At 62.7% G+C, this 17014-nt stretch carries 16 protein-coding genes; 10 read left to right on the top strand and 6 right to left on the bottom strand.

Annotation, left to right across the window (positions count from 1 at the left end; all coding sequences use genetic code 11):
* Positions 1-297 precede the first annotated feature (297 nt).
* From BQ7471_RS01170 to rsmI, 7 genes are all read left to right on the top strand, one after another.
* Complete coding sequence (locus tag BQ7471_RS01170) at positions 298-474, top strand: Rv0909 family putative TA system antitoxin (protein ID WP_235821195.1); 177 nt, start codon at positions 298-300, stop codon at positions 472-474.
* A gap of 176 nt (positions 475-650) precedes the next feature.
* The gene (locus BQ7471_RS01165) at positions 651-1211 is read left to right on the top strand and encodes an NADPH-dependent FMN reductase (protein WP_076463558.1); all 561 of its coding nucleotides are present in this window, start codon (positions 651-653) and stop codon (positions 1209-1211) included.
* A gap of 163 nt (positions 1212-1374) precedes the next feature.
* A complete protein-coding gene (locus BQ7471_RS01160) occupies positions 1375-2562 on the top strand; it encodes a metal ABC transporter substrate-binding protein (RefSeq protein WP_083663173.1) in 1188 nt (395 codons plus the stop codon).
* A gap of 39 nt (positions 2563-2601) precedes the next feature.
* The gene (locus BQ7471_RS01155; protein ID WP_076463557.1) at positions 2602-3348 is read left to right on the top strand and encodes a metal ABC transporter ATP-binding protein; all 747 of its coding nucleotides are present in this window, start codon (positions 2602-2604) and stop codon (positions 3346-3348) included.
* On the top strand, positions 3345-4283 hold the full coding sequence (locus BQ7471_RS01150; protein WP_235821194.1) for a metal ABC transporter permease: 939 nt from the start codon (positions 3345-3347) through the stop codon (positions 4281-4283). The genes BQ7471_RS01155 and BQ7471_RS01150 overlap by 4 nt, the downstream gene beginning before the upstream one ends.
* Positions 4280-5110 (top strand): metal ABC transporter permease, encoded by an 831-nt coding sequence (locus tag BQ7471_RS01145; RefSeq protein WP_076463555.1) that lies wholly within the window; start codon positions 4280-4282, stop codon positions 5108-5110. Before BQ7471_RS01150 ends, BQ7471_RS01145 begins: the two co-directional genes overlap by 4 nt.
* An 81-nt stretch (positions 5111-5191) precedes the next feature.
* Positions 5192-6010 carry a 16S rRNA (cytidine(1402)-2'-O)-methyltransferase gene (gene rsmI, locus BQ7471_RS01140; RefSeq protein WP_076463602.1) on the top strand — a complete coding sequence of 273 codons (819 nt, stop codon included), beginning with the start codon at positions 5192-5194 and terminating at the stop codon, positions 6008-6010.
* Positions 6011-6015: 5 nt separating this feature from the next.
* Here the strand turns inward: rsmI and BQ7471_RS01135 are convergent, their stop codons facing one another.
* Positions 6016-6582: an isochorismatase family protein gene (locus BQ7471_RS01135; RefSeq protein ID WP_076463554.1), complete on the bottom strand. Its 567-nt coding sequence runs from the start codon at positions 6580-6582 to the stop codon at positions 6016-6018.
* A 304-nt stretch (positions 6583-6886) separates the two neighbouring features.
* Here BQ7471_RS01135 and metG point away from each other — a divergent pair, with 304 nt between their 5' ends.
* Positions 6887-8728, top strand: a complete 1842-nt coding sequence (gene metG, locus BQ7471_RS01130) for a methionine--tRNA ligase (RefSeq protein WP_076463552.1) — start codon at positions 6887-6889, stop codon at positions 8726-8728.
* 181 nt (positions 8729-8909) lie between these two features.
* On the opposite strand, the gene BQ7471_RS01125 is transcribed toward metG, so the two are convergent.
* The 5 genes from BQ7471_RS01125 to BQ7471_RS01105 form a co-directional block, all read right to left on the bottom strand.
* Positions 8910-9857 carry a hypothetical protein gene (locus BQ7471_RS01125; protein ID WP_076463551.1) on the bottom strand — a complete coding sequence of 316 codons (948 nt, stop codon included), beginning with the start codon at positions 9855-9857 and terminating at the stop codon, positions 8910-8912.
* Positions 9847-10350: a DUF6318 family protein gene (locus BQ7471_RS01120; RefSeq protein ID WP_076463549.1), complete on the bottom strand. Its 504-nt coding sequence runs from the start codon at positions 10348-10350 to the stop codon at positions 9847-9849. The genes BQ7471_RS01125 and BQ7471_RS01120 overlap by 11 nt, the downstream gene beginning before the upstream one ends.
* Before the next feature lie 625 nt (positions 10351-10975).
* Positions 10976-12412, bottom strand: coding sequence for a L,D-transpeptidase family protein (locus BQ7471_RS01115; protein ID WP_076463548.1), 1437 nt, complete (start codon positions 12410-12412; stop codon positions 10976-10978).
* 153 nt (positions 12413-12565) lie between these two features.
* A complete protein-coding gene (locus BQ7471_RS01110) occupies positions 12566-13027 on the bottom strand; it encodes a hypothetical protein (RefSeq protein ID WP_129583298.1) in 462 nt (153 codons plus the stop codon).
* The gene (locus tag BQ7471_RS01105) at positions 13024-14745 is read right to left on the bottom strand and encodes a PspC domain-containing protein (RefSeq protein ID WP_076463545.1); all 1722 of its coding nucleotides are present in this window, start codon (positions 14743-14745) and stop codon (positions 13024-13026) included. The genes BQ7471_RS01110 and BQ7471_RS01105 overlap by 4 nt, the downstream gene beginning before the upstream one ends.
* A 249-nt stretch (positions 14746-14994) precedes the next feature.
* Here BQ7471_RS01105 and BQ7471_RS01100 point away from each other — a divergent pair, with 249 nt between their 5' ends.
* Entirely contained in the window at positions 14995-16191 is a 1197-nt protein-coding gene (locus tag BQ7471_RS01100) for an ATP-binding protein (RefSeq protein ID WP_076463601.1), read from the top strand.
* The gene (locus BQ7471_RS01095; protein ID WP_076463543.1) at positions 16188-16838 is read left to right on the top strand and encodes a LuxR C-terminal-related transcriptional regulator; all 651 of its coding nucleotides are present in this window, start codon (positions 16188-16190) and stop codon (positions 16836-16838) included. The genes BQ7471_RS01100 and BQ7471_RS01095 overlap by 4 nt, the downstream gene beginning before the upstream one ends.
* Positions 16839-17014 lie beyond the last annotated feature (176 nt).

The raw sequence follows: 17014 nt of genomic DNA, 5'->3' as shown, positions 1-17014 counted from the left end.
AAATACTCAGGATTCGCGTGGGCTGGAAGTTGTGTATAAGAGGAAAAAAAAATACAACACCCACACATATAGACATTCGCAAGATATCCGGACCCCATCTCCGAAAACGATCGGACCTCACACAGGGGGCAGCCCACTGGTACATGCCCCGGCGTCGCAGCAACATCGTCATGTGTCCTCGCAGCTTCAGCGTAGATGCCGATGCCCGCGAATACCCAAACCCGCCTACAGCAACTACAGCTCTATAACTGTTCACACCGAGGTGCACCGAGAGGGATGACTATGGATCTCAATGACATGAAAATCACAGCAGAAGGACTCGTTGAAAAGGCTGAAGAACTCATCACAGATGAAGCGACGACGGATGCCGTTCTCGACGCCGCAGCAAATGCCGCGAAAAAGGTCACTGGCGGAAAGCTCGATGACAAGATCGACGCCGCACGCAATGTCCTCGACGACAAGATCGGCGAATAGAACCAGCTACAACAACCGTTGACCGGAAGCTTGGGCCCCATGCCACTCGGCATGGGGCCCAAGCCGTTGGCGGCACCGTTATGACATGTGCTCGATGCGACAGTCGCACCTGTTGTTCATATAGGTCAACAGTCCTAGACTTGTTAACGATTCAATAATTGCTGAGGAGAGCTGCTATGACTCGTCTTGCCGTCGTTCTGGGAACCGTTCGCCCCAACCGCGCTGGTGTCGGTGTTGCCGAATGGGTTGTCGCTAAGGCCGATACCGTTGAGGGAGTTGAGGCGGAACTCGTCGATATTGCCGCGTTCAACCTCCCGCTGTTCGCTGAGCCCCTTCCGACCGCAATGGCTGCGCCCACCGATCGCCAGGGAGCCGCATTCAATGAAGCGATGGCGGGCTTCGACGCCTATATCATCGTGACGCCCGAGTACAACCACTCGATCCCTGGTGCCCTCAAGAATGCGATCGATTTCCTCGAGCCGAAGACCCTGGCCCACAAGGGTGTCGGCTTCGTGTCCTACTCCTTCACCGGTGGCCTCCGCCCGGTCGAGCATCTGCGCCAGATCCTCGCCAACTTCGAAGCGGCAACGGTCAATCCGCAGGTGGCTTTGTCGATGGTCACCGATTTCGAGAACATGTCCGTATTCAAGCCCGCCGATTACCACGACGGCGAGGTTCCTGCAATGGTTGAGACCATTGTCGCCCGCACGGAGGCCCTGGCCCCTCTGCGCTCATAGTCGGCTCGGTCTCGACGAAGCGGGCGGGGAATGCTCATAATCCCCGTCCGCTTCGTTGTATCTGATACCGAAGAATTCGGGTTACCGAAATCTCAGATGAAAACTACTCTCACATGCTCTATAGTTTCGGGTAGTCGAAAACATCCGCGAAAGAGTGAGAGTCATGAGAACGCGCCTTCTCAACACATCATCCGCCTTCATCCCCATGGTGGGAACAGTCGCCATTGCCGGGATCCTCCTCGCAGGATGCGGCGGAGCAGGGAATGGGCCCGAGTCGCAGACCGGCGATGCGACGGTATCAGTCGTGGCGACGACGACCCAGATCTGCGACTATGTCACGCAAATCGCGACCGACACGTCTGCCGATGCGACGCTCTCCCTTGTCAAGACTGCGCCCGACGGCACCCGCACACGTGCAGGAGCCGAACCATCGGTCGCGCGGGCCACAATCAATCTCACGTGCCTCCTCGCCCCCAACGCGAGCGCACATGAACATGAGATGACTCCCGCCCAGACGAAGGCGCTCGCCGAAGCGGACATCATGTTCGTCAACGGAGTCGACCTCGAGCACTTCCTCGACGACGCCGTCGAGGCATCCGGATTCCATGGAACCATGGCCGTCACCACGGGAGTCCTCTCCAGCGCCGACGTCGATGACCTCGAGGCCGAGCTCACCAAGGAGAAGAGCCTCCCCTACACCGTGGACCGGGGGGCGCACAAGGTCGATATCGCGCCCTGGCCCTTCCCCCCGGACGAGGGCGAAACCGAAGCCGAATTCCGCTTCGACCCCCACGTATGGACCAGCCCCAAGAATGTCGCCATCCAGGTCGGCAATGTCGGGGACGCACTGAGAAAAGCCTCCCCTGACAATGCCGACCTCTTCGAGGCTCGCATCGAGCAGTATCAGCAGAGACTGGCGGATCTCGACCGATGGGCGGCGCAATCCCTTGACTCCGTTCCCCGTGAGCACCGAGTGCTCTTCACCTCGCACGACGCCTTTGGCTATTTCTCCGCGAGCTATGACATCGACTTCATCGGTGCAGCCCTGTCGGATTTCAATGAGCAGCAGGACGCCACAGCGGCGCACATCGCCCGCGCCGCCGAGCAGGTGAAGAAGAGCGGAGCGACAGCGCTCTTCGCTGAGAACTCCAATAACTCCAAGTCCATCGAAGCCATCGCCAAAGCTGCCGGCGTCACGGCCATCATCGGCGACGACGCCCTCTACGGCGACTCCCTGGGCCCCGAAGGATCTGAAGGGGCGACATACGTCGGCTCTATCATCCACAATGTCACGACTCTCGTGAACGCATGGGGCGGTGAGCTCGCTCCCCTTCCCGTCTCACTCGGCTGAGCGGATGCTCAGCGTCGCCCCGATCTGAAAGCAGCCCCCATGAGTCCGATCCTTCGCTTCGATGCAGCCAGTTTGGGTTACTCGCGCATGCCCGTCGTCACGGGTCTGTCGGGAGTCCTCGACGCCGGTGAGGCGCTCGCCCTCGTCGGTCCGAACGGCTCGGGCAAGACCACTGTGATCCGCTCGATCCTCTCCGATGTCAGAGTGCTCGACGGAAGCGTCGACGTGGATGCCGCGGTGATCGGGCACGTCCCCCAATCAACGGACCTCGACCTCGAGTTCCCCGTTACCGCAGTCGAAGTCGTCACCATGGGGCTCTATGGTGAACTGGGCTGGCTTCACAGACCGACGAAGGAGCACAGACTACGGGTGAACGCCGCACTCGAGCGCGTCGGGATGAGCGATCGGGCTCAAACGCGCTTCGGCCGCCTCTCCGGAGGACAGCGCCAACGAATCCTCCTGGCGAGGGCACTCGTCGCGCAGCCGCAGCTCGTCCTCCTCGACGAGCCCTTCAACGGCTTGGACCAGCCGAATAGGGATGCTCTCATCAACATCATCATGTCGATGAAGAAACAGGGCGTCGCCGTCGTCGTTTCAACGCACGACCTCGGTCTCGCCCGACTCACCTGCGACAAGGCGCTGCTCCTGTCGGGTCGCCAAGTCGCATTCGGCCCCCTTGACGAGGTCCTCACGCCGGAATGCCTCGCACGAGCATATGGCGCGGGATCCGACGCGCTCATCGACGCGCAGACCCCCACAGACCGGGTCATGTCCAGGGGCGCATGATGATCGACGCATTCGCCGACATCATCGAGTCGCTGCGGCTCCTGCTCGCGCCCGTCCCGGGATTCCACACGGTGACCGTCGCACCCTATATGTTCCGCCCCTTCGTCCTGCTCACCGTTCTCGCCCTCGTCGTCGGCCCCGTGGCGACAATCGTGAATCTGCGCCGTCTCGAGTTCAACGCCGAAACCATGGTGCACTCGGTGTTCCCCGGCATCGTCGTCGGCGCGATCGTGGGAGGATCCGATGCGATCATCCCCGGAGCCGCCCTCGTCGCTGTGCTCGTCACAATCGCCCTCACATGGGCGTCTCGGCGCGCGTCGATCATGGAGGGCGGCACCGCCGTCATCCTCACCTCCTTCTTCTCGCTCGGAATCATCATCTCCTTGAAGAAGGGGGACATGTCGGGCCAACTCGAAGCCCTCATGTTCGGTAGGCTCCTCGAAGTGACGAATGCACGACTCCTCCAAGCCCTCGCAGTCTGCACCATCGCTCTCGTCCTCATATGGGCGACATGGAAGGAGCAGGTCTTCGTCGCCCACGACCGTGACGGGGCACGAGCCGTCGGCATTAATACCACGATCGTCGACATCGTCATCAACGCAGCCGTCGGAGCGGTCGTCGTCTCCGCCTCGAGCGCCGTCGGGGTACTCCTCGTCATCGGATACCTCGTCGTCCCGGGGGCTGCGGCGCGTCTCCTCAGCGTGAGGACGACGCATATGGTGATCATCGCGACGCTGGTCGCCCTCGTCGGAGGGTGGGCCGGCATGGAGTGGATGAATGCGCCGAGCCCCCGTCCGGTGTCCCCGCAGGCAGCCGTCGCCCTCTCCATCATCGCAGTATTCGCGATAAGCGTCGTCATCGCGCGAATCGCAGAGCGCTGGACGGGTATCCGACTCCCGCACAGTCCTCGTGAAGCGACGGCGGTGCGGCCATGAGCGTATGGAGCATCCTCGCCCTCCCGATCCTTGAGGTCGTTCTCGTTGGGGCGCTCGCGGGCATAGTCGGAGTCATCGCCGTCCTCAACAGACGGGTCTTCTTCGCAGAATCCGTCGCCCACGGGACATTCCCGGGAGCGGTACTCGGCGTCGTCATCGCGTCGGGTCTCGGCGCGAACCACGGGCAGCTGTCCCTCGCCCTCTTCGTCGGTGCGCTCCTCATGTGCGTCCCCCTCGCCCACCTCATGCGCTTCCTCGCGGGCCTGCACGGGATCTCCTCCCAGGCGGCCGCGGGCATCGTCCTCACCCTCGGATTCGCGCTCGGCTACTTCCTGGCGACGTGGTTCCAACCGCTTCCCCTGCACGTCGGAGCTTTCCTGACCGGAAGCGTGCTGACGGTGACCGGCGTCGATGTCGCCGCAGCCGCGGCGTGCCTGGCACTGGTGGGTGTTCTCGCCTGGACACGAGGGCGATCCGTCATGGGATACTGCTTCGACCCCTATACGATCCCCGCCCGCATGCGCGCCAGAATCGATGCGATGATCCTCGGAAGCATCGTCCTCACTGTTGTCGTCGTGATCCCCGCGGTCGGGACCGTCCTATCGATCGCGCTGATCGCCGCCCCCGCGGCGGGACTCAAGGGGATCGCGCCATCACTTCGCACTTATGCCATCGCAGCGCCCATCGCGGGAATCGCCATCGGGTTGGGCGGACTCGCTCTCGCCGTGTGGGCGGACCTGTCGGCCGGAGGATGCGTCGCCGTTATCGCGGGAGTCTTCTTCGTCGCTTGCATGAGTATCGAGCGGATTGTGGGCACGCGCGCTTGAGAGCCCGTTGAAGCGATGCGCAGCGGGTGAGACGATGAAGCGGTGACGACGAACACCCCCGTGCTGAAAGCCGCTTCGATCATGCTCGCGGCGACCCCCATTGGTGAGGTCACAGATGCCTCCCCTAGATTCGTAGCGGCGCTCGGCGAGGCCGACATCATCGCCGCAGAGGACACGAGGCGCCTGATCGCCCTCGCGAAACGGCTCGGCGTGCACATCTACGCCCGGATCCTCTCCCTGCACGATCACAATGAGACGGGTCGCGCGCAGGGGCTCGTCGACCTCGCCGCCCGAGGATCTCGGGTGCTGCTCGTATCCGATGCGGGAATGCCGACGGTGTCAGACCCGGGTTTTCGGGTCGTGCGTGCCGCAGTAGAAGGCGGCGTCCCCGTCTCCGTCCTGCCCGGCCCATCGGCGCCCATCACCGCCCTCGCCGTATCCGGCCTCCCCTCCGATCGCTTCAGCTTCGAAGGCTTCCTCCCCCGCAAAGAGGGGGAGGCCCGCGCCTACCTCGCAGACCTCGCAACAGATCCACACACCCTCATCTTCTTCGAATCCCCCAAACGGCTCCACGAGACCCTCATGCGCATGGCGCAGGCATTCGGCGGTTCGCGTCAGGCAGTCGTGTGCCGGGAGTTGACGAAGATCCACGAGGAGATCCTCCGTGGCGACCTCGATTCCCTCGTCGAGCAGACAATGGGAGAAGTCCTCGGAGAAATCACGATCGTCGTCGCAGGAGCGCGGGACTGGGGGAGCGCCGACGACCATGTGGACGCCGTGCTCGCCCTCGCAGCCGAGGGGATGCGCCTCAAAGACGCAGCCTCCGAAGTCGCTGAGGCGACCGGGCTACGCAAGAACGAGCTGTATAAGGCGGCGCTGCGCCGCAAGGTCAACGCATAGGCGGCTCAGTGCGAGGGGACCTCCGGGATGCCCGCCTCAGCGAGCCGGGAGGAAGCGACTTCGCCGGTTTCGGGGGACACGGGCTCGGTGAGATCTGAGAGGACGCGGACGGTGAATCCCCGGTCCTTCGCGTCGAGGGCCGTTTCGCACACGCAGTGCGACTGGGCGAGGCCGATGACGTCGACCTCGGTGATGCCCGCGTCGCGTAGGTGTTCGGCGAGTGTGCGCCCATCGGCCGCCTCGCCCTCGAAACCCGAGTAGGCGGCCGAATATTGGCCCTTCTTGATCGACACATCCGCATCAATGTCGGAGAGAGCCGGGTGTAGATTCGCTTCGGGCGTGCCCGCCATGCCGTGCGGCGGCCAGGTGTCGACGTAGTCGGGTGCGGGGGAGAAGTGCTCGCCCGGCTCGATGTGCCAGTCCTGCGTTGTAGCGACGAGGACGTAGTCGCCCCTGCGTTCGGCGACGAAGCGAGCGATGCGCTCGGCGCAGGCGTTGCCGCCTTTCACGGGCAGTGCTCCGCCCTCGCAGAACGTGGGCTGAACATCGACGACGATCAAAGCGCGGGACATGGTACCTCCTCAATGGTATTGACCTCTTCAGGGTCACTACTACAACCCTATCTGTCGACCCCATCCCGACATGTGGCCGACCGAGCGCTGGAGAACGGGCGATTGCGTGATAGCTGAAGCGCGTGGGCACTGTCGACAGGAAAGAGAAGAACCCATGGAAAAGCACACACTGCCCGAGGCCATCATCGTCATCGTCGCCGGAATCGCCGCAGGCGTCACGGTGACCACCTTGACGAATAAGAAGGCTCGTGGAGGGCCGCGCCCTCGTCAATGACACGACCGGGCTGCTACTAGACTATCCCTTATGAGTCGTATTCTTTCCGCCGTCGCCTGGCCCTACGCCAACGGCCCCCGCCATATCGGTCACGTCGCAGGTTTCGGAGTCCCCTCCGATGTCTTCTCCCGTTACATGCGAATGGCGGGCCACGACGTCCTCATGGTGTCCGGCACGGACGAACACGGCACTCCGATCCTTGTGGCCGCAGACTCCGAGGGCGTTGCCGCGCGCGAACTCGCAGACCGCAACAATCGGCTCATCGTCGAGGATCTCGTCGCGCTCGGTCTGTCCTATGACCTGTTCACGAGGACGACCGCCGGCAACCACTACGCGGTCGTTCAGGATATGTTCCGCACCGTTCGGGACAACGGCTACATGATCGAGCAGGTCACGAGGTCGGCGATCTCGCCCTCGACCGGGCGAACCCTGCCCGATCGCTACATCGAGGGCACGTGTCCGATCTGCTCGACCCCGGGTGCCCGCGGCGACCAGTGCGACGCCTGCGGTAATCAGCTCGACCCGACCGACCTCGTTGATCCGCATTCTCGGATCAACGGCGAGGCGCCGCAATTCATCGAATCCACCCACTACTTTCTCGACCTTCCCGCCCTCGCCGGTGCGCTGTCGGCGTGGCTGGATGATCGGGAGTCCTCGGGCACCTGGCGCCCCAATGTCATCAAGTTCTCCAAGAACTTCCTTGAAGACATCCGCCCGCGGGCCATGACTCGTGACATCGACTGGGGGATCCCCGTCCCCGGGTGGGAGGACCAGCCTGGCAAGCGTCTCTACGTGTGGTTCGATGCCGTCATCGGATACCTGTCGGCCTCCATCGAATGGGCGCGGCGCACCGGAGACCCCGAAGCCTGGCGCAAGTGGTGGAACGACCCCGAAGCGCTGTCCTACTACTTCATGGGCAAGGACAATATCGTCTTCCACTCGCAGATCTGGCCCGCCGAGGTGCTCGGCTACAACGGTCAAGGGACGGCGGGCGGCGCTCCGGGCGACCTCGGAGTGTTGAATCTGCCGACGGAGGTCGTCTCCAGCGAGTTCCTCACCATGGAGGGCAAGAAGTTCTCCTCGTCCCATGGCATCGTCATCTACGTGCGCGACATGCTGTCGCGCTACCAGGCGGACGCGCTTCGCTACTTCATTTCAGCCGCCGGACCCGAGACCTCCGATGCGGACTTCACATGGGCGGAGTTCGTGCGACGTACCAATGGTGAACTCGTCGCCGGGTGGGGCAACCTCGTCAATCGCACCGCGTCGATGATCGCGAAGAGGTTCGGCGAGATCCCGGCTCCCGCTGAACTCGAGGACATTGACCGTGCCCTTCTCGACGAGGTCGCAGCAGGTTTTGACATCGTCGGAGATCTCATCCGCCACCACCGGCAGAAGGCTGCGCTCGCGGAGGCGATGAGGCTGGTCGCCGAGGCGAATAAGTACGTCACTGAGACCGAGCCCTTCAAGCTCAAAGCGCCTGAACAGCAGGAGCGCCTGGCGACGGTGCTGTGGGTACTCGCCCAGGCGGTCGCCGACCTCAATCTCATGCTGTCCCCCTTCCTGCCCCACGCTGCCAATGATGTGGACCGCGTGATGGGAGGCGACGGCGGGATCGCGCCGATGCCGAGGATTGAAGAGGTCGAGGAGCTCGACCCCCAGGTCCTTCCGGAGGCCTTCGATGGCCGAACGGGCTATCCGATCATCACGGGCGATTACACGAGCGCGCCGACGTGGGAACGTCATCCGATCACGGTGGGCACTCCCATCGTGAAGCCCACGCCGGTGTTCACGAAGCTCGATGAATCGATCATCGAGGAGGAACTCGCACGTTACGAGGATTCAGCCCCCGATGATGTGACGGGCGCCTGAGAGCCGGTCTGCGCGACAGCCGTCGGGCATTCCGGCGCAGGACGCTGAGCGGTTGATAGGGGCGACTGGAGTCTGATGCCCTCGGTACTTGTCACTGCTACTGTTCGATCCCACTCACCGACTCTCCACTGGATCGTGCGCGGCTGTTACCCTCGTGTGGTTGTTGTTGTGTTGTGTGTGTTTAGTGGGTGGGGGTGGTGTTCCAGAGGTGGCATTCTTGTGTGGAGCGGCGCTCGAACTCATCGAGGTGGGCTTGTTCTTCGCGGGTGCGTTCTTCTGGGAGAGGAACCGTGTAAATATGCGCCTTACACACCTTAAATGGCTGTGTGGACTCTACCGTCGTCACCACACCATTCAAAGAGGCTGTCGATCCGTCAAAAGGACTGGTCACACTCCCCCGCCATGTCGTTGTCAGCGTGATCACCACATCCGGCTGCTTACGCTGATACACGTGATACACGCGCGTGGCCGGATACGGGGCACCCGGGTCTGTGGTCACCACCGGCGCAGTCCCGTCCCCGAAGTCATAGGAGAACCGTGTCGCCTCCAAGGTGAGGGTCACCTGTGCGCCGAACAAGGTGGTGGTCAGCGTCTGCGTCGGGGCAGTGACATACACCAGGGTGGGCACATCGATGAGCGTGTCCCACGTGGGCTGCTTCACCAAGCCAGCGCCACTAGCCTGCACGCGGGCGACCGCATACTCCAACAGCACGCGAGCGTCAGGAACACTGTCAACAGGCTCCTCATCAGTGGTGGGCACAGGCAAGCGAATCCTCTGATCGTGGTTATCGTCAGGAACCCCATTCGCCCCCGCAGTCCACGTCACGTTCTTGCACGTAGGATCCTCCAGATCCAAATTCCCCGCATCCCGCTTCTGCCAACACGACAACCTCCGCTCCACCTCAGGAGCCACCCCCACACGCACCTCACCCGACTCAACCACAGACGAATCAACAGACGCCCCAGAATCCTGCTCCGCCTGCCGCTCCGCACCAACAGTGACCGTGTCACCATCAGTTGAATGCTGAATGGCTTTGGTATCGATCGAATCGGCCACTGCGGTCGGGGATGAGAACACCGTTGCAACCAGTGTGAGCGCAACTACTGCGACGAAACGTCTACCCCTCATACTCATTCGCCTCCTGTTCATACACGTACCACTTTTCTCCATCCCAATGCATCAACAAATCAACGAGCGCGAGCGACTCAGGATGGTCAGTGAGGACCCCATCCCGATAGGTCTGTGCCGCTTCGTTGCGGACGAGGAATCTCACTGCGAAAGAATTCGGAATGCCTACCCGATCAGACAAATCAATGGTCTCGTGAACCTCAACAACCGTGTACTTCCCGTGATGTGACCATCCACCCGAAGCGTACAAGTTCTCGGCCCGCTCAATGAGGTCCATGCACCCGGCGCAGGTATCGGCGTTGACGAACGCTCGAATGGAGGTGGTGTCTCCGGTCTCCCACGCGTAGTCCATGAGCGCCAGGTAATGCTTCGCGGCTTGTTCTGCACCAAAAGCCGAATACGTATACGCATTGGACTGAAGCTGCGGCTCGTGCACGTGGACGGGTATCTTCGACAACGTCCCATCAGGGTTGAGAATGTACTCCCCCGACATCTGACGCTCCACACCAGACTGCACGCCGGAAGCGGCCTCAGTCCCACCAGAAGACCCACACGCCCCCACACCCAGCCCCACCACACATAACGCCACAACACCACCAACAAGACGACGCACGCCACCAAACACACCACACCCTCCTGTCCTACCGCGCACACCTCGTACAACCGCACCCACAAGACGACACACATCAAACACCGCACGGTGATATGCGCCAACAAAAGTACGCGTGTCCAAATGAAGAGCAGAACTCGCGTGCGTGGGGGGAGCGGGGTGGCGGCTCACAGTAGTGACATCGTCGGCACCGACCTCAGTGTCCGGGCCAAAGATCCATGCCGCTTGCCGACAGGGAGTGCCGCCCTTGGAAGGACCGTTCATCGGGTGCGTGTTCGGGGTCATAGACGCACCCTAACCCCCCTTGTGGATAACCCCCACACCCCACACAACACACAGCCTCCACCCATCCACATGGTTACACACCAACCCTTGAAAACGTATACACAGACCACACCACTAACAACTGGCCCTAGCAGGAACTCACACGAAGAAACTGCGCACAACAGCGAGAGTATTGCACGTTGAGGGCGATCCAACAGGACCGTCCTCAACGTGCACACAACCATCAGTAGTGGCTCTTGACGGGAGTCCCAATCGGCGCCCAGGTGTAGAGGGCATACGCCGCGTCAACGGGCATGTTCACGCAGCCGTGTGAGCCGTTGACGGAGCCGCTGCCGAAGGTGGATACCCAGGGCGCGCCGTGCAGCGCGTAGGAGCCCGTGAAGTAGGAGACCCACGGAACGTCCTTCGCACAGTAGGACCAGCCCTCGGTGCAGCCCATATCCTGCTTCTCGTATTGCAGATAGATGTGGTAGAGCCCGGTCACCGTCTCGTGTCCCGGAGAGCCGTGGTTCACGGCGTAGGGGCCGCCGATGACGGTCTGCCCCTCGTACAGGGTGACCCGATTGCCGGTGAGATCAACGTCGATCCACTTCTCGCCCTCGGTCATCGGGTACACGTAGTTCTCATACCCCGCCATCACCTCGCGGCTCTCGACCTTCGGTTCCACGGTGTCATAGTTGAAACTGGACGAGAAGTCGGCTCCCGCGTTCAAAGCGCGAGTCAAGTCCGCGGCGACCTGGGGGGCGTTATTCACGGATAGGCCGCTCTTACCGGGCCTGGCGCCCTCGACGAGAACGGTTCCCGCAGCATTGACATTGTTGATGATTGACGTCGGAGCGACATTCGTCTTCTCAGCAGTCGCATTGACCCATGCGGCGATCTTCTCATCGTCGAACGAGACCACAGCACCTGAGTCGGCTTCTTCGGGGAGGACAACCCACGACGCCTTCTCGGCGATGCTCGCCGTGAAAGTATCGATGCCATCGGTCAACTCGACCTGAGGGGCGATGAGCTTCTCCGCCTGATCCGCAACCGCCTGCGCCTCTTGCGTCGTCACCGTCGGATCGACGATCTGAACGTCAAGCTGGACGTTCTGGGAGCTCAGGGTTGATAGCGCTTCGGTAATGGCGTCTTTGAGCGCAGTGGGATCGACCACGGAGCCCCGTTCGCCCGGCGTCACGACGAAGGTGCCCGCGGGGGTCGCTGAGACGGTCGCAGACTTGGGCGCCGGTCCCTGTATGGCGGCGAGCCGTTCCGCATAGGCGTCGACAGCAGCCTCGCTCCGGGTAGCGACGACGGGAACTACAGCCGGGGACACGAGGGCGGAGAAACGACCGACGAGCGATTCGCTCTTCGTGAGGACCGCATCTGCGGTGGCGTTCTCATCGATAGTGACGCCGAGGTCGGTGAGGGGCAGCACCGTCGTGTCATTGCCGACGGCGGCCGTGATGGTGAGGGTCTGCTTGAGGTCGGCGACGAGGGCGACGACCTCGTCGTGGCTCATTCCGGACACATTGTGACCGGCGAGCGTCGTATTGGGCAGAGCCCGATCCCCGTAATGCAGTGCGTATGCAGTCGACCCGCCTGCGACGACGAGGATGACTGCGCCAGCGCCGATCGCTGCGATTTTCACTGTGGACAGTGACGATGAAATAGCCATGATGAATACATGCTAAACAGCCCTATGCGGCGGTGTTAAGGGGAAAACCGGAGAAGTAGCCAACGCAACTATTCCGCACAGTGCCAACGGGGGTGTGGATAGAGAGGAAGCTCTCTATCCACACCCCCGTCGTGCGACTGTATGAGTGTCTGCTCAGTGCGACGTCTGTTCGACGGGATCCTTGCCGACGAAGAATGCGGCGCCGATGAGGGCGACTCCCAGAACTGCGACCAAACCGATGAGGAGCAGCGGCAAGTCGATATGACTGAGGAATGCCATGGCGATGAGGAAGACGCCCGTGAGGATCACGATGCACGCCCAGATCAGCTGTCCGATCCGGATACCGGAATCCGTAGGTTGCTCGACGGGTGAGGCATCCGCCGCTGTCCACACCTTGGACTTCACGCCAGCGGCAGTATCGGTCGCAGGCGCCGCATCATTCTCAACGGAGGACGGCGACTCACCATTGCGAGGAAAGGGGGCATCGTCTCCAGACGTCGAGGGAGCCGGGATCTCGGTGGTGGGAGCCGTCGGCGGCTGCTCGATGGTCGGAGCCGATGTCATGTTCTCGGGAGTCGGAAGCTCTTCGGTGGAGGACTGGTCGCGTGTCATCATGCACTCCTTACATGGCGGAAAACATCGGTCGAGAATTCGCCGGCGACGGTCGCTGAAGAAGCGGAACCGGATGCCGCCTCAGGGAGTCCGCCCGACTGCGGGGTGCCGGATTGTGATGAGTCATCGGTTGCCGCGCCGGACTGCGGCGACGGCTGCATGTCGAGAGGCGGCATTTCAACAAATGTCAGACCCATCAGCCAGTCGTGAATTCGGATCGTGAGGCCGCCCTCGTCACTCCACGAATCCGACGTCACGGCGTATGGCGGCGCAGTCGACTCATCATTGACCGTCTCGCTGCACGACTTGAGCGCCATCACCCAATCGATTGGTGCCTGTTCACCGGAATTCGAACGCACGGTGGTGACCTCGTCGATCTCGTCGTTGCACAGAATTCGAATCGGTTGATCCTGGCGTGCAATAATCGACAGATCGACTACTGACGAGGCGACATCAATCGTTTTGACGGTTGAATTCGGCGCCGCCGTCAGATTGATCGTCGCCGAATAGTTGCTGGCATCACCGGACACAGTGTCGGCGGTCCAGTCGTATGCCGCAGCGTTGGGCGGAGAGGTGTACGCCCCGGCTCCGATCTCCGTTCGAAGCGATCCGATGAACATCGTTGGGAAGGCGAGGAAGAAGCCGATCACTGAGAAGACGACGAGCCAGGACGAATTGCGGTTGTGCAATGAGGCGATCGCGAGGGCGATGCCGACGATCAGCAGGCATATTCCTCCGCCGATGAGGCCGATGGCGATCGCGTCGGAGCTGTCGGCGTACACGTTCTCCAACTGGGACATGGCGCGGTACATCAGGTAGAAGGTGACTGCCATTGTGAGGATCACGAGGCCTGTCACCGCGAGATTGACGCGCCGCGACACGGTCTTGATAGGAGCGTGCAACGGTGGCGTCCACACGGGCGCTGTCGGCGGGTAGTGCATCGCGGGGAAGGACTGCGGGGGCTGGATGTGAGGAGGGGCGGCCTGCGCGGGTCCTCCCATTGTCCGCCAGTCACCAGCAGGGTTGGGCGTGGCGTATTGCGGCGGCATCGACGCATTCATGGGCGCCGCGTAATGGGGGAAGGAGCCCGCAGCGGCGGTCGGCGCCGGATACGACGGGGGTGCAACATGTTGATTCTGGGAGGCGACGAGCGCCACGATGATGACAACGAGTGCGACGAGGAATGCGATTGTGGACAATCCGCCGAGTCTGGAATCGCCGAACAGGCCCGACAGGGGGAAGTAGCTCGTCGCACCCATGAGGAAGAGAATGCCAGCGCCGACTTGTGCGGCGTCGAAGTAGCCTCTGATCAGCTGCTCGGCGTGGATGCGGCCATCGCGCTGCTCTGGCAGGAACGCCCACGCGAGGCCGTAGATCGCCATGAGAGGAGGGGACAGCAGAATCATGATGATGGTCAGACCGCGAACAAGCGTCAAGTCCCATCCGGTGCGCGCAGACACTCCGGAGCACACGCCGCCGATGGTGCGCCGTTCCGCGCGGTACCAGCCGCTGTAACGGAGGGCGTTGAAGAAGCCCGGCGGTCTGGACGGCTGCTGCGGGGAGGGCTGGGGCTGAGGTCCGACGTGGGGAGCCCCCTGGGCGCCGTTGTGCGCATACTGGGATGCTCCATACGAGGACGAAGGCGGGGCCCCGCCACCGGGAGGAGTCGGCCCGGTAGGCGTGTGGCCATTGGCGTCCGAGTGAGGAGAGTGCGTGTTCATAGCAATAACTCTCCTCGATGACGCTGTGTCACGAAATTGGGGAGAGCCCTGATCATTCCCTGATTGAGCCCATGAAACACACTGATTCTGCACGCGGCATGTGAAGATGATCCGGTGAGTTTCCACGATGGACAGATGCCGCCGCGGCTGAACCGCGGGTACCGCCCCGGCGCCGTACCCCCGTGGATCCCCCCGCAGCCCGCCGTCGTGAAGCCCCCGCTTCGACGTGCGACCGCGACATCGGCAGATATGCCCACCCCGTGGATGGCGGGCGTCTGCTCTGGCCTGTCGGTTCACTCCGGAGTGTCTGTGACGGCCATCCGCTGGATCGTGGTCGTCCTCGCGTTCTTCTTCGGCGCGGGAATCATGCTCTATCTGTGGCTCGCCATCATGCTCCCGAAGGACACCTACAACTCCGGGGCGCCGAGCGGCACACTCGCGTCGGCGCTTAAAGCGGTCGGGGAGGACCGGACCCGTCTCGCGAATCGCAATCGATTGCTCCTGGCGGGAAGCATCATCTTGATCGGAGCCGTCGGCGCTGCGATCCTCGCAGGTGCGGGGGTCGCAGAGGTTCGCGACATCGTCTCAGCCGGAACGGTGCTCATCGGCATCGGCCTCGTCTGGAGTCAGGGGACCCGCCTCAGCACGTGGAAGAGCTCATCCTTCCTCATCATGGTGACCTCCGGGATCGCCCTCGTCATCGTCGGGATCGTCGGGCTCGTCGGCAGGGGCGACCCCGGGCGTATCCTCCTGCGCGGAGGGGTCATCGGCGCTGCCGTCGTCGCGGGCGTCCTCTTCGCCCTCATCCCCCTGTGGATCCGCACCTCTAAGGATCTCTCCGCCAGTCAAGAGCAACAGGTGCGCGACGCCGAACGGGCCGACATTGCAGCGCACCTGCACGACTCCGTCCTCCAGACGCTCACCCTCATCCGAGCCTCCGCGGAGGACCCGACGCGCGTGCGCGCCCTCGCCCTCACCGAGGAGAGGGAGTTGCGCTCGTGGCTCTACACCGGGCGCGAACAGGCGGCGGACTCCCTCGCTGAAGCAGTAAGGGAGAGCGTTGGCGTCGTAGAGGGCCGCTACGGGGTCCCCATCGACGTCGTCACCGTGTCCGACACGCGACCCGGCCCCGGCGAACTTGCGCTCGTCGCAGCACTGGGGGAGGCAGTCGCGAATGCGGTGCGCCACGGCAGCTCCCCGGTGTCCGTCTACATCGAAGTGATGCCCACCGCGATCGAGGCGTTCATCAAGGACAGCGGGAACGGATTCAACATCGACTCCATCCCCGATGACCGCCATGGAGTGAGAGACTCGATCATCGGCAGAATGGAGCGCGTCGGAGGTTCCGCCACGATCCGATGCCGGGAATCGGGTACCGAAGTGGCGCTCCGACTCCCCACCACACCCCAGACGCCGGCGCAGCCGGTTCGAGAAGGAGAACAATGACTGTCCGACTCATCGTCATCGACGACCATCCGATGGTGCGCGCCGGAGTGCGCGCCGAACTGGAGAACTCCGGCGCCGACCTCGAGATCCTCGGAGAGGCGGCCGACGTGGACGGCGCGATCGCCGCATGCCACGAACTGCGCCCCGATGTGGCGCTCCTCGACGTACACCTGCCGGGCGGAAGGGGAGGCGGTGGCGCCGAGGTCTCAGCGCGCTGCCAGGACATCGAGGGACTGCGATTCTTGGCCCTGTCTGTGTCCGACTCTCCTGAAGACGTCGTTCAAGTCATCCGTTCAGGGGCGCGCGGCTACGTCACCAAGTCGATCTCGACCGCCGACCTCGTTGAGGCGATTCAGCGCGTCGCAGCGGGGGATGCGGCATTCAGCCCCCGGCTCGCCGGATTCGTCCTCGACGCCTTCGGTACGGGACAGGTCGCCATCGGCGACGACGAACTCGACCTGTTGAGCGCCCGCGAACAGGAAGTGATGCGCCTCATCGCCCGCGGATACACGTATAAAGAAGTCGGGCACGAACTGTTCATCTCTGTGAAGACCGTAGAGACACACGTGTCGGCGGTGCTGCGCAAGCTGCAATTGTCGAACCGCAATGAACTGACACGATGGGCGGTTCAGCGCCACATCGTCTGATCCCGGAGCACGCAATCGGGCAGCGGGGTCCACCGGGGTGACTCGGACAACAGGCCACCGTTCGTCAGCATCACACATCGGCGGACGACCGGAGGCAAGATTCTGGCGTGCACCGACGCTTGAGGCGATAGGATAAAACCCCGGTGAGTCGTTGAGCGTGGACATTCGGAGGAACC

Origin of the sequence: Actinomyces mediterranea, from assembly GCF_900155595.1 — a bacterium.
Lineage (GTDB): Bacteria > Actinomycetota > Actinomycetes > Actinomycetales > Actinomycetaceae > Pauljensenia > Pauljensenia mediterranea.
This window is presented reverse-complemented; position numbering and strand designations above follow the sequence as displayed.

Excerpts from the sequence above, each read along its gene's own strand:
- BQ7471_RS01170 (WP_235821195.1), top strand. The coding sequence starts at position 298 with ATGAAAATCACAGCAGAAGGACTCGTTGAAAAGGCTGAAGAACTCATC.
- BQ7471_RS01165 (WP_076463558.1), top strand. The coding sequence starts at position 651 with ATGACTCGTCTTGCCGTCGTTCTGGGAACCGTTCGCCCCAACCGCGCT.
- BQ7471_RS01160 (WP_083663173.1), top strand. The coding sequence starts at position 1,375 with ATGAGAACGCGCCTTCTCAACACATCATCCGCCTTCATCCCCATGGTG.
- BQ7471_RS01155 (WP_076463557.1), top strand. The coding sequence starts at position 2,602 with ATGAGTCCGATCCTTCGCTTCGATGCAGCCAGTTTGGGTTACTCGCGC.
- BQ7471_RS01150 (WP_235821194.1), top strand. The coding sequence starts at position 3,345 with ATGATGATCGACGCATTCGCCGACATCATCGAGTCGCTGCGGCTCCTG.
- BQ7471_RS01145 (WP_076463555.1), top strand. The coding sequence starts at position 4,280 with ATGAGCGTATGGAGCATCCTCGCCCTCCCGATCCTTGAGGTCGTTCTC.
- rsmI (WP_076463602.1), top strand. The coding sequence starts at position 5,192 with ATGCTCGCGGCGACCCCCATTGGTGAGGTCACAGATGCCTCCCCTAGA.
- BQ7471_RS01135 (WP_076463554.1), bottom strand. The coding sequence starts at position 6,582 with ATGTCCCGCGCTTTGATCGTCGTCGATGTTCAGCCCACGTTCTGCGAG.
- metG (WP_076463552.1), top strand. The coding sequence starts at position 6,887 with ATGAGTCGTATTCTTTCCGCCGTCGCCTGGCCCTACGCCAACGGCCCC.
- BQ7471_RS01125 (WP_076463551.1), bottom strand. The coding sequence starts at position 9,857 with ATGAGGGGTAGACGTTTCGTCGCAGTAGTTGCGCTCACACTGGTTGCA.
- BQ7471_RS01120 (WP_076463549.1), bottom strand. The coding sequence starts at position 10,350 with ATGTCGGGGGAGTACATTCTCAACCCTGATGGGACGTTGTCGAAGATA.
- BQ7471_RS01115 (WP_076463548.1), bottom strand. The coding sequence starts at position 12,412 with ATGGCTATTTCATCGTCACTGTCCACAGTGAAAATCGCAGCGATCGGC.
- BQ7471_RS01110 (WP_129583298.1), bottom strand. The coding sequence starts at position 13,027 with ATGATGACACGCGACCAGTCCTCCACCGAAGAGCTTCCGACTCCCGAG.
- BQ7471_RS01105 (WP_076463545.1), bottom strand. The coding sequence starts at position 14,745 with ATGAACACGCACTCTCCTCACTCGGACGCCAATGGCCACACGCCTACC.
- BQ7471_RS01100 (WP_076463601.1), top strand. The coding sequence starts at position 14,995 with ATGCCCACCCCGTGGATGGCGGGCGTCTGCTCTGGCCTGTCGGTTCAC.
- BQ7471_RS01095 (WP_076463543.1), top strand. The coding sequence starts at position 16,188 with ATGACTGTCCGACTCATCGTCATCGACGACCATCCGATGGTGCGCGCC.